General features: G+C 61.3%; 9 protein-coding genes and 1 pseudogene. 4 read left to right on the plus strand and 6 right to left on the minus strand.

All coding sequences use genetic code 11. The features are described from left to right. Nucleotides 1-7 precede the first annotated feature (7 nt). The 4 genes and pseudogenes from QEZ49_RS13980 to mdh all read right to left on the minus strand — a co-directional run bounded on the left by QEZ49_RS13980 (nt 8) and on the right by mdh (nt 6,371). The gene (locus tag QEZ49_RS13980) at nt 8-2,977 is read right to left on the minus strand and encodes a 2-oxoglutarate dehydrogenase E1 component (protein ID WP_280387806.1); all 2,970 of its coding nucleotides are present in this window, start codon (nt 2,975-2,977) and stop codon (nt 8-10) included. 132 nt (nt 2,978-3,109) lie between these two features. Further along, nucleotides 3,110-4,009, minus strand: coding sequence for a succinate--CoA ligase subunit alpha (gene sucD, locus QEZ49_RS13985; protein ID WP_280387808.1), 900 nt, complete (start codon nt 4,007-4,009; stop codon nt 3,110-3,112). 151 nt (nt 4,010-4,160) lie between these two features. Beyond that, nucleotides 4,161-5,366, minus strand: a pseudogene (gene sucC / locus QEZ49_RS13990) (ADP-forming succinate--CoA ligase subunit beta); the annotation flags it as partial. Nucleotides 5,367-5,405: 39 nt separating this feature from the next. Continuing rightward, nucleotides 5,406-6,371 carry a malate dehydrogenase gene (gene mdh / locus QEZ49_RS13995; protein ID WP_068459717.1) on the minus strand — a complete coding sequence of 322 codons (966 nt, stop codon included), beginning with the start codon at nt 6,369-6,371 and terminating at the stop codon, nt 5,406-5,408. 237 nt (nt 6,372-6,608) lie between these two features. Between mdh and QEZ49_RS14000 the strand changes: the two genes are divergently transcribed. Further along, a complete protein-coding gene (locus QEZ49_RS14000; RefSeq protein ID WP_280387811.1) occupies nt 6,609-7,535 on the plus strand; it encodes a matrixin family metalloprotease in 927 nt (308 codons plus the stop codon). 116 nt (nt 7,536-7,651) lie between these two features. Here QEZ49_RS14000 and zapE read toward each other — a convergent pair whose 3' ends face one another. Further along, nucleotides 7,652-8,785, minus strand: coding sequence for a cell division protein ZapE (gene zapE, locus QEZ49_RS14005; RefSeq protein WP_280387813.1), 1,134 nt, complete (start codon nt 8,783-8,785; stop codon nt 7,652-7,654). A gap of 262 nt (nt 8,786-9,047) precedes the next feature. Here zapE and QEZ49_RS14010 point away from each other — a divergent pair, with 262 nt between their 5' ends. From QEZ49_RS14010 to QEZ49_RS14020, 3 genes are all read left to right on the plus strand, one after another. Next, the gene (locus QEZ49_RS14010) at nt 9,048-9,650 is read left to right on the plus strand and encodes a GNAT family N-acetyltransferase (RefSeq protein WP_280388564.1); all 603 of its coding nucleotides are present in this window, start codon (nt 9,048-9,050) and stop codon (nt 9,648-9,650) included. Between the two features lie 257 nt (nt 9,651-9,907). Further along, entirely contained in the window at nt 9,908-10,303 is a 396-nt protein-coding gene (locus QEZ49_RS14015) for a hypothetical protein (RefSeq protein ID WP_280387815.1), read from the plus strand. A 416-nt stretch (nt 10,304-10,719) separates the two neighbouring features. After that, nucleotides 10,720-10,842 (plus strand): hypothetical protein, encoded by a 123-nt coding sequence (locus QEZ49_RS14020; RefSeq protein WP_280387817.1) that lies wholly within the window; start codon nt 10,720-10,722, stop codon nt 10,840-10,842. Between the two features lie 348 nt (nt 10,843-11,190). Here the strand turns inward: QEZ49_RS14020 and QEZ49_RS14025 are convergent, their stop codons facing one another. After that, nucleotides 11,191-11,970 carry a succinate dehydrogenase iron-sulfur subunit gene (locus QEZ49_RS14025; protein WP_068459728.1) on the minus strand — a complete coding sequence of 260 codons (780 nt, stop codon included), beginning with the start codon at nt 11,968-11,970 and terminating at the stop codon, nt 11,191-11,193. Nucleotides 11,971-12,033 lie beyond the last annotated feature (63 nt).

The raw sequence follows: 12,033 nt of genomic DNA on the forward strand, positions 1-12,033 counted from the left end.
CGGACGCTCAGCTTGCGCCGCCCGTCAATGCCGCCTGCACCAGTGTCTTCTGTTCGTTGAGGTGCTTGGAAAGCTGTCCCGTCGCCGTCGATGCCGACGCTGGACGCCCCGCATAGCTCGGGCGACGATGCTGCGCCTCGATCCGCTCCAGCACCCATTCGATGTTCGGCTCGATGAAGCTCCACGCGCCCATGTTGCGCGGCTCTTCCTGGCACCACACAAACTCCGCGTTCGGGAAGCGGCCAAGCTCATTCATCAGTGCGCGCGCCGGGAACGGATAAAGCTGCTCCACCCGCAGCAGATAGACATCATCTATGCCCTGCGCCTCACGCGCATCGTAAAGGTCGTAATAGACTTTGCCCGTGCTCATCACCACGCGCCGGATCTTGTTGTCCGGCACCAGCTTGATCTTCGCATCATGCGCGCGCTGCGCGTCGTCCCACAGCAGACGATGGAAGCTCGTGCCCGGCCCCATCTCGTCGAGGTTCGACACCACGCGCTTGTGGCGCAGCAGCGATTTCGGCGTCATCAGGATCAGCGGCTTGCGGAACTTGCGCTTCATCTGCCGGCGCAGAATATGGAAGTAGTTTGCAGGCGTCGTGACGTTAGCCACCTGCCAGTTGTCTTCGGCGCAAAGTTGCAGATAGCGCTCCAGCCGCGCGGAAGAATGCTCCGGGCCCTGACCTTCATAGCCATGCGGCAGCAGAGACACGAGGCCGGACATACGCAGCCACTTGCGCTCGGCCGACGATATGAACTGATCGAACACCACCTGCGCGCCGTTGGCGAAGTCGCCGAACTGCGCTTCCCACATCACCAGCGCGTTCGGCTCGGCCAGCGAATAGCCGTACTCGAAGCCAAGCACCGCTTCTTCGGAAAGCATCGAGTTGATGACTTCAAACCTGGCCTGATCGTTCGCCACATGCTTCAGCGGCGTCCAGCGGCGCTCGGTGTCCTGATCGATCAGCACCGAATGGCGTTGCGAGAACGTGCCGCGCTCTGAATCCTGCCCCGAAAGGCGCACCGGGAAGCCCTCATTCAGCAACGAACCGAATGCCAGGTGCTCCGCCATCGCCCAATCGATGCCGGTGCCGCTGTCGACCATCTCGCGGCGCCGATCCAGCAGACGGCGCACCACCTTGTGGGCGTTGAAATCGGGCGGGATCGAGGTGATGCGTCGGCCGATGATGCGCAGACGCTCCAGATCAACGCCGGTTTCACCGCGCCGCTCATCGTCACCCGCAACGCCCATGCCCGACCAGCGACCATCCAGCCAGTCTGCCTTGTTCGGCAGAAAGCCGTCAGCGGTTGCGAACTCTTCCTCCAGATGCGCGCGGAATGCAGCCTGCATCTGCTGGCTTTCCTCGCGCGGAACAACGCCTTCCTCGTCCAGCTTCTTGGCGTAGATTTCCGTGACGGTCGGATGTCCCTTGATCGCCTTGTACATCAACGGCTGCGTGAACATCGGCTCGTCGGCCTCGTTGTGGCCGTAGCGCCGATAGCAGAACATGTCGATGACAACCGGCTTCTGGAACTTCTGCCGGAACTCGGTCGCGATCTTGGCGACGTGCACCACCGCTTCAGGATCATCACCGTTCACGTGAAAGATCGGCGCTTCGATGATCTTCGCCACGTCCGAGCAATAGGGCGACGACCGCGAATGGCGCGGATTGGTGGTGAAACCGATCTGATTGTTGATGATGAAATGGATCGAGCCGCCGGTGCGATGGCCCTTCAGCCCGGATAGTCCGAAGCACTCAGCCACAACGCCCTGCCCGGCGAACGCCGCGTCACCATGGATGAGCAACGGCATCACCGGCGTGCGTTCGCCGGTCTTGCAGCCGCGCTGATCCTGCTTGGCGCGCACCTTGCCCAGCACCACCGGATCGACGATCTCAAGGTGCGAGGGGTTGGCGGTAAGCGAAAGATGCACGTCGTTGCCGTCGAACGAGCGATCCGACGAGGCGCCGAGATGGTATTTCACGTCGCCCGAGCCTTCCACATCGTCCGGCTTGAACGAACCGCCCTTGAACTCATGGAAAATGGCGCGGTGCGGCTTGCCCATCACGTTGCCAAGCACATTCAGCCGGCCGCGATGGGCCATGCCGATGATGATTTCCTTCACCCCGAGCTGGCCGCCGCGTTTGATGATCTGCTCCAGCGCGGGCGCTATCGCCTCGCCGCCGTCGATGCCAAAGCGCTTGGTGCCGGTGTATTTCACCTCGCAGAATTTCTCGAAGGTCTCGGCCTCGATCAGCTTGTTGAGGATGGCCCGCTTGCCCTCCGGCGTGAAGCGGATGTCCTTCTCATCGCCCTCGATACGGTTCTGGATCCACGCCCGCTGTGTCGGGCTGGTGATGTGCATGTACTGCACGCCGATGTGCCGGCAGTAGGTGCGGCGCAGAATGCGCAGGATCTGGCGCATCGTTGCCGTCTCAAGGCCAAGCACGCGATCGATGAAGATCGGCCGGTCGAGATCGGCGTCTGTGAAGCCGTAGGTTTCCGGCTTGAGGTCGCGATGCACCTTGCGGTCGGCAAGCCCCAGCGGATCGAGGTCGGCGGCCAGATGGCCCATCACGCGGTAAGCGCGGATCAGCTGCAGGGCGCGGATGGAATCCTGCGTCGCCCGCAACGAAGCTGCCGGAGACATCTCAAAGCCCATCTGATGGGCCTTGGCCTGAATACCGTTGCGGATGGAGCGTTCGGTCGCCTCGTACTCGCCGGCTAACGCACTGACGAGTTCATCGCTGCCGTTTTCCAGCAGCTCCGGCGCTGGCAGCCCCCACGACGGACCACGCTCGGCCTCGCGGGCGCCGGCGTGCTCTTCCTTGAGGCTGTCGAAAAAGTGCCGCCACTCATCACTTACCGAGCCGGGATTACGCTCGTACTCGGCCTGCATCTCCTCCACATAGGCCGCGTTTGCGCCGCCGAGGAAGGATGTCCGCAGAAAAGCTTCATTGAGTGGATTGCGCGCCATTTGCTGCTCTCAACAACTGTCGATGCAGCATAGGTTGGCGCGCAATGCCAAATTCAAGGTTATTGGCGCCGGCTGCACTGACAAATTATATGCAGTGCAGCATACGCCAATTCTAGAGGCTTTCCAGCTCGATCAACCTTTGATCGCGCCAAGAAGCGTCGTACCAAGGGCGGATGGACTCGGCGCAATCGCTATGCCTGCCGAGCGCATTGCTTCGAACTTGTCTTCAGCCTTGCCCTTGCCACCCGAGATGATGGCGCCAGCGTGGCCCATGCGGCGTCCCGGAGGTGCGGTCGAACCGGCGATGAAGCCAGCCATCGGCTTGGAACGGCCCTTCTTGGCTTCCGACTTGATGAACTCAGCGGCTTCTTCTTCAGCCGAGCCACCGATCTCGCCGATCATGATGATCGAGTCCGTATCGGGATCGCCGAGGAACAGCTCCAGCACCTCGATAAACTCAAGGCCCTTCACCGGATCGCCGCCGATGCCAACAGCCGTGGACTGGCCGAGATCAACGTCGGACGTCTGCTTCACCGCCTCATAGGTCAGCGTGCCGGAACGCGACACGATGCCAACGCGGCCAGGCTTGAAGATGTTGCCCGGCATGATGCCGATCTTGCACTGGTTCGGCGTCAGGATGCCGGGGCAGTTCGGACCCAGCAGGCGCGAGCCCGAACCCGTCAGCGCGCGCTTCACCTTCACCATGTCCAGCACCGGAATACCCTCGGTGATGGCGACGATGAACGGGAAGCCGGCATCAATGGCTTCAAGGATGGCGTCGGCCGCGAACGGCGGCGGCACATATATAGATGTCGCGTCGGCGCCGGTGACCGCGCGTGCCTCGGCCGCCGAGTTGAACATCGGCACATCGGCCAGCTCTGCGTCGGGATGCTGCGTGCCGCCCTTACCGGGCGTTACGCCGCCAACGATCTGCGTGCCGTAGGCTTTCGCCTGCTTGGTGTGGAACGTGCCCTGGGCACCGGTGATGCCCTGACAGATGACTTTGGTGTTTTTGTCTACAAGAATTGCCATGTCGTCGTCGCCTGTTGCGACCGAGCTCTACTGCGCTCTGCCGCCCTGTTTAAGGCCCATATTCTCTCTGCTTTGAGACAGACTTATCTGGGCGATTTGCTCAATCGAACTGAGGCGCGGATGACCCGCGCCACGGCTCAACCGTTCGATTTCAAGAGGCTTCCTTGACCGCAGCGGTGATCTTCTCCGCAGCGTCGCCCAGGTTGTCAGCAGGGGTGATCTTGAGGCCGCTCTCGGCCAGGATCTTCTTGCCCAGCTCAACGTTGGTGCCCTCAAGGCGCACAACGAGCGGCACGGTGATCTCCATCTCGCGGGCAGCCGCAACGACGCCTTCCGCGATGATATCGCAGCGCATGATGCCGCCGAAGATGTTGACCAGGATGCCCTTCACGGACGGGTCCGAAAGGATGATCTTGAATGCGGCCTGCACCTTTTCCTTGGAGGCGCCGCCACCGACGTCGAGGAAGTTAGCGGGCTCCTCGCCGCACAGCTTGATGATGTCCATCGTCGCCATGGCGAGACCGGCACCATTGACCATGCAGCCGATCGAGCCGTCGAGCTTCACGTAGGAGAGGTCATACTTCGAAGCCTCGACCTCGGCCGGATCTTCTTCCGCCAGGTCGCGCATTTCCAGAACGTCAGGATGACGGTAGAGCGCGTTGGAATCGAAGCTGAACTTGGCGTCGAGGCATGAAAGCTCGCCACCCTTGGTGACGATCAGCGGGTTGATCTCCAGCATGCTCATGTCCTTGGCGAGCACAAGCTTGTAGAGATCGCCGATCAGCTTCACGCACTGGCCAACCTGCTTGCCTTCAAGGCCAAGCGCGAAGGCGATGCGGCGGCCGTGGAATGGCTGATAGCCGCTGGCCGGATCGATCGACACCGAGATGATCTTCTCGGGCGTATCGTGCGCGACCTGCTCGATGTCCATGCCGCCGGCGGAGCTGGCGATGAACGCGATGCGCGAGGTGGCGCGATCAACCAGCGCCGAGAGATAAAGCTCGCGGTCGATTTCAACGCCTTCCGTCACGTAAACGCGGTTGACGACGCGGCCGTCAGCGCCGGTCTGCTCGGTCACCAGCGTGGCGCCCAGCATCTGCTCGGCGGCCTGCTCGATTTCCTCACGCGACTTGGCGATGCGTACACCGCCCTTTTCGCCAGCCGAAGCTTCCTTGAAGCGGCCTTTGCCGCGTCCACCGGCGTGGATCTGTGCCTTGATGACGTAAACCGGACCGGGAAGGCGCTGCACTGCCTCGCCTGCCTCTTTCACGTTGAAGGCAGCGAAGCCTTTGGGTGCCGGAATGCCAAACTGCTCCAGCAGTTCTTTGGCCTGATGCTCATGAATGTTCATTCGATAGTCCTGCGTCGCGTTAGAATAATAAAGCCTGCTTGGAGCTTAGGCCCCGAGTTGCGGAGCAATCTGGGTGCAGGCGTCGACGAGGCCCTTCACCGATTCCACCGATTTGATGAACATGGCGCGCTCAGCGGCGTTGAGATCGATCTCAACAATACGCTCTGCGCCGCCTGCTCCGAGGATCACCGGCACGCCGACATACAGCCCCTTAACACCGTATTCGCCATTAAGGTATGCGGCACAGGGCAGGATGCGCTTTTTGTCCTTGAGGTAACTGTCGACCATTTCCAGCGCTGAAGCTGCCGGAGCATAGTAGGCGGAGCCGGTCTTCAGCAGAGCGACAATCTCGCCACCGCCCTTGCGGGTGCGATCGACGATCTCATCCAGACGCTCCTGACGCATCCAGCCCATGCGGACAACGTCCGGCAGCGGAATGCCCGCAACCGTCGAATAGCGCACCAGCGGCACCATCTCGTCGCCGTGACCGCCCAGCACAAACGCCGAAACGTCTTCAACCGAAACGCCGAGCTCTGTCGCCAGGAAGTGACGGAAACGAGACGAATCCAGAACGCCAGCCATGCCGACAACCATGTTGCGCGGCAGGCCCGAAGCCTTTTGCAGCGCCCACACCATGGCATCGAGCGGATTGGTGATGACGACGACGAATGCGTTGGGGGCGTACTTCTTGATGCCCGCGCCAACCTGCTCCATCACCTTGATATTGATGCCGATCAAGTCGTCGCGGCTCATGCCGGGCTTGCGCGGCACACCGGCGGTCACGATGCAGACGTCAGCACCCTCGATATCGGCGTAGGCATTGGTGCCCTTGAGCTGGGAATCGGAGCCTTCAACCGCGCCGGACTGGCACAGATCGAGGGCCTTGCCCTGCGGCATTCCCTCCGCAATGTCGAAGATCACGACATCACCCATCTCTTTCAAGGAGATCAGGTGGGCGAGCGTCCCTCCGATCATGCCGCCGCCAATCAAGGCGATCTTAGTCCGCGCCATGCGATGCAAGCTCCCTCTTTATCTTAGGAAATTGATTTGTGTGGCGAACACCCGCAGTGCCAACGGGACGCCACAACTCCGTCACGAGTACGTTTAGACTAGGCCTCAGAGCAGGGAAAGCCCGACATTAGCTAAGCTTCCCAGTACTTTTTGGGTGCGCCGCAACAAGCGGGCGGATGCTTTTCCTGGTCTTCGGAGGAACCTGAGCCAGTGTGTTGCACTGGATTGGGAGGGGAATTGCGACCGTCATTTATTGGCGCGTTGTCCGGCGGCACGGCGCTGCTCGTCGCAGCGTCCGCTTTTGCCGGAGGCGGCTCGACATATCTAGGCTTCCGGCTGCTCGACATGGAGCAGAAGTCGGTGCGATGGCACACGCCGGTGCTCGGCAGTGGTGCAACGATCACCTATGCCTTCGTCACCGAGCCCGTCACCTCGGAGGGCGCGCGAAACTGCGCGCGCATGCAGTCCGCTGCCATGGCCTACACGCGCTCGGGCATCGCCGAGCAGGACTTCCGCAACGAAACCGCTGAAGCCTTCCGCATGTGGGAGAAGGTTGCCAACCTCGCCTTCCGCGAAATCAGCGATCCTGCTGAGGCCAACATTCTCATCGGCGCGCAGGCCGACCCCATCGGCCGCGCTTTCACCAACGTGGCACTGAAAGCCAGCGCAACCGACAATGGCGGCCTGACAACCGCATCCGTAGCGGCCACCACCATCTCAGGCGCGGCAGATCAACCGGCCACCAACAAAGTCATCGGCCGTTCGCTCATCTGCCTCAACCCGGAACAGCCGTGGAAGATCGGCTTCGATGGCCGCCTGCAGGTTTATGACCTGCGCTACACCATGGCCCACGAAATCGGCCATGCGATCGGGCTCGACCATCCCAGCGCTTCCGGCCAGCTCATGTCCTATCGCTATGATGAGCGGCACCAGGGCCTGCAACCGGGCGACATTGAAGGCGCGGTGACGCTGTACGGTGCGCGGCCGGCAACCGAAGTTTATGCCAATTCCGACAGCTCAACCGAAGCTGCGGTCGCGCCCGATGCGGAAGATGGCCGGACATTCGGTATTGGCGACACGGTAGCGGTAGCTCCGCCGGAGACGGGGTCCATTACGCCGATCGCACCCACATCGCAGCTACCACTAGCCAACAAAGCCCGCTGATCAACCTTCGGCCTGCATAATCCGGCTTGCATTGCCTGATGCCGCCGCTCGCCCGCTGAATACTCCCTTTACGTAAGTACCGGCACGAGAACGAAGCGACGACGGCCCGGCCCGTATCACCCTTCGGCTTGGCCCATCGCAACGCCATCCCGCGTCACGCCCCGCGAAGCGACATAGTCGGCGCTCCGCATCTCCATCAGGCGGGAAACGGTCCGCTCAAAAACCTTGGCGGTGGCCGGGTCTTCGCACAGGGCCTCAGGCTCCGCCGCCGCCGACGCGATCAGGCACACCTTATTGTCGTACAGCGTGTCGATCAGATTGATGAAGCGTCGGGAAACCTCGCGCCGGTCCCGATCGAGCCTCGGAATGCCATCCACCACCACCGTGTGATAGGTGTGCGCCAGCCGAAGATAGTCCACCGTGCCCAACGGCGCCTCGCACAGGTCGTGGAACGAGAACCGGGCGATGCCCATGGCCGCCTGCGGCACGCGAAGCTGCCGTCCCTTCACGTCGAGCGTTTCAGCGCACCCGCACTGATGCCCGGTCAGCCGATCCCAATGGGCATCCAGTTCCGCCGATGCGCGATCGTCGGCAGGACAGAAGTACAGCGGCAATCCCGCAAGCCGCTCCAGCCGGTAATCACGGGCCGATTGCAGCTCCGCGACATCCATATGCGCTTCGACCAGAGCAATGAACGGCAGGAAGAGCTGGCGGTTCAACCCTCTCTCATAGAGGCTTGCAGGCGTAGAGTTCGACGTAGCGACGACGACGATACCGCTTGCGAACATATGCTCGAACAGACGGCCCAGGATCATCGCGTCGGCGATGTCCGTGACCTGCAGTTCGTCGAAGCACAGCAGCCGCGCCTCGCTGACGATGCTGGCTGCAACCACCGGCATCGGGTCTCCGGGATGCGTCCGCCGCGCCTCCGCGATGCGCTCGTGCACGTCCGCCATGAACTCATGGAAGTGGCTGCGCCGCTTGGGCGCAAAGCTGACGGAATTGTAGAACAGGTCCATCAGCATCGTCTTGCCGCGCCCGACCTCGCCATGGACATAGAGCCCGCGCGGCGGTGACGACTTCTTCCCGCGTCCCAGAAACGCCAACGGCCCACGGCGCTCCGGCTTCCAGTCCGGCAAACGGCGCGCAAGCGCGTCCAGCAGCCCGGCAACAGCAAGCTGCGCCGGATCGGCCTCCAGTGAGCCTGCGCGAACCCTTGCCTGCAGCTGCTCCAACGGAAAAGCGGTCATTCGTCTCAAATTCTCCGCATCCGCCAACGGCACTGAAATGTACGCCGCGGCGGAATGTCACCAAGCCGGTTTGATCGATAACACGGGGGCCCACTAGATCCGGCTAACGGGCAGGAATGGAAAAACACCATCATCGATCGCATATTTGTGCGGCGCAGTAGAAGCGTCGGCGGCCCGCAAATCAAGTCATCTGGCAGCATACCGGATTTGCGAAACCGCTATGACCTTCAGAACCTGCACGCATAAGAGCAGAGGTAGTGTGATGGAAACCGGCCAAGTAAACCCAGGCACCATCCGTAAACTGTGGCCCAGCGAGGCACGCAAGTTCCGCGATCATCTGCTGCGGCTCGATACAGCCAGCCGGCACATGCGCTTCGCCCATGCCGTATCGGACTCCTTCATCGAGAAGTACGCGCACGACATCGGCGATGTCGGGAACATCGTCTACGGCCTCTTTCACGGTGACGAGGTGAGGGCCGCAGCTGAACTCAAGACGATAGGCTCCGTCTGGGGGCTCGATGCCGAAGCCGCATTCTCCGTCGAACAACCTCTACAGGAACACGGCATCGGCACCGAACTGATGGGACGCGTGATCCGCGCCGCCCGCAACCGCGGTGTCAGAAACCTGCGCCTGGTCTGTCTCGCCGACAACGCCAAGATGCGATCCATCGCCAAACACTACGACGCTGACCTTCGGTTCGAGTACGGCGAGATCGTTGGCGAGATTGTACCGCGCAGCCCGAACTACTTTTCGCTGCTCGCGGAGGCAGTCGACGATCGCTTCGGCTTCATGATGGCGGTACTCGATCTGCAATCACGCATCGTCAAAACCAACACCGATCTGCGTCGGCGCGACGTCATTTAGTGCGCATTGTGTTGTCGAAGCGCGAAGCGTTTGCACGACGAAAACTGCAACAAGAGTCTTCACTCAATGGCGCATGACATTCGAAATACGAGAAAAATGATGATTTCACGCAACACATGCGATTGAATGCGCATGCGTTAGCTTTCAATTTGCAATTTCGTGTCAACAAAATGTTCGAACTTGCACATGATTTTTTTAGTTCGAGTGATTCGGACTGAGAGAGATAGAAACAACGACGCCAGAAAGAGAGAACTCCCATGGTCAAGAAAGCAGTTACTCGCAAAGTGAAGAAGGCTCCTGCCGCTCGCACCGCTGCAGCGAAGAAGCCCGCCGCAGCCCGCAAGACGACGGCTCGCAAGGCATCCACCACCGCTCGCAAGACGGCTGCTGCTCGTAAGCCCGCCGCCGCCCGCAAGACGGCTGCTGCCCGTAAGCCCGCCGCTGCTCGCAAGACCGCTGCTGCCCGTAAGCCTGCCGCCGCCCGCAAGACGGCTGCTGCCCGTAAGCCTGCTGCTGCCAAGGCAACCACCGCTCGCAAGCCGGCCGCCGCTCGCAAGACCGCTGCTGCCCGTAAGCCTGCTGCTGCTCGCAAGACCGCCGCTCGCAAGCCGGCTGCTGCTAAGAAGACCCGTCGGGCCGCTGCTGCTGCCTAATTCAAGGCATCAGACAAGGAATACGCGCCAGTTCCCTCGTACCGCGCGATGGTGAAGGCTGTTGGGCCAGCAAGCCGACCTCAGCCTTCAACACCTGTCAAAGACCGGTGGCAGCATACGCTGCTCCGGTCTTATTTTTTTGCCGATCGGATATCGGCCGGGTGCACCCGCAGCGGCAGTTCCCGCAAGCACCGTCCTAAACAGATTAAGTTGCATTAACCATCATTGAAACATGGGCCCATTTCGCGGTGAACCGGCAATGGCCCTTTCGGCCATTCTTACGGCCGGTGAAAAGACCCCTTTTGCCATTCCCATATGGGCCTGAATTGGCCTGAAATGGGCGGGCGTTTGAAGGGCCGCTGAGCCCGAAATAGCCGCCAGAATTGACGTGATGCTGCGTCGCAGCATTTTCCGGAATGGCGAGCAAAAGCGCCGAAAACTCAGGCTTTGCCGTTAAGTTCGACGCCATTCCTAAAGGCGAATGGCCGCTGGCGTACGCCTCGCTCGCAGGCGCACCCGCAAGCGCGCTGACCACCTAGCGCTTCAGTCCAATAATGCTCACGCGCTTTCGGCGCTGCGCTGTCCGCGCCCAGCCATTCCGCATTCGGAATGCGACGACACTCGATGAGGCGCATCGCGGCGCACTACCCGCCCACTGAACATGATCGCATCTGACCATCAGCGTGCATCGCAAGCCTCACCAATGAGCTGGAGCTGCGCCGCGATGCGATGAAAAGCCATCGCGCTGCCAGCCACACAGCTCGCGCCACGACGGGCGATGCATTCCGCAAACAAAAAGGCAGCAGCCTCGCGGCTACTGCCTGCTCGCGGTGGTGGGCGCGAGGCACAAAGGAAAACCGCGTACGACGGCGCGACCGGCCTGACTATCAGACGCGGCGCTCGACCATCAGCTTCTTCAACTCCGCAATCGCCTTGGCGGGGTTTAGGCCCTTCGGGCAAGCCTTGGTGCAGTTCAAAATCGTGTGGCAGCGATAGAGCCGGAACGGATCTTCCAGATTGTCGAGCCGCTCACCGGTCGCCTCATCGCGCGAGTCCTGAACCCAGCGGAATGCCTGCAACAGCGCGGCCGGACCGAGATAACGGTCCTGGTTCCACCAATAGCTTGGGCACGACGTGGAGCAGCACGCGCACAGGATGCATTCGTACAGACCGTCAAGCTTCTGCCGATCCGCATGCGACTGACGCCACTCCTTGGGCGGCGCCGGGGTATCGGTCTGCAGCCACGGTTCGATCAGCCGATGCTGCGCGTAGAAGTTGGTCAGATCCGGAATGAGATCCTTCACCACTTCCATATGCGGCAGCGGGTAGACGCGCACCGGACCTTTGACGTCGTCATAGCCCTTGAGGCACGCAAGCGTGTTGGTGCCGTCGATATTCATCGAGCACGAACCGCAAATGCCCTCACGGCACGAACGCCGGAAGGTCAGCGTGGAATCGATCTCGTTTTTGATCTTGATAAGTGCGTCGAGCACCATCGGACCGCAGCGGTCGGTATCCACCCAATAGGTGTCGACCCGCGGGTTCTCGTCGTCATCCGGGTTCCAGCGATAAACTTGGAACTCCTTCCACGACCCCTCGCCTTCCGGCTGGTTCCAGGTCTTTCCGCGCTGGACCTTGGAGTTTCTGGGGAGTGTGAAGTGGACCATATTATTGGGGCTTTCCTGCTGTCGGCAAATGCCACACCCGTCAGCCCCACATGACGCACCGCA

The organism is Hyphomicrobium sp. D-2, assembly GCF_029872155.1.
In the GTDB taxonomy this organism is placed as follows: Bacteria; Pseudomonadota; Alphaproteobacteria; order Rhizobiales; family Hyphomicrobiaceae; genus Hyphomicrobium_A.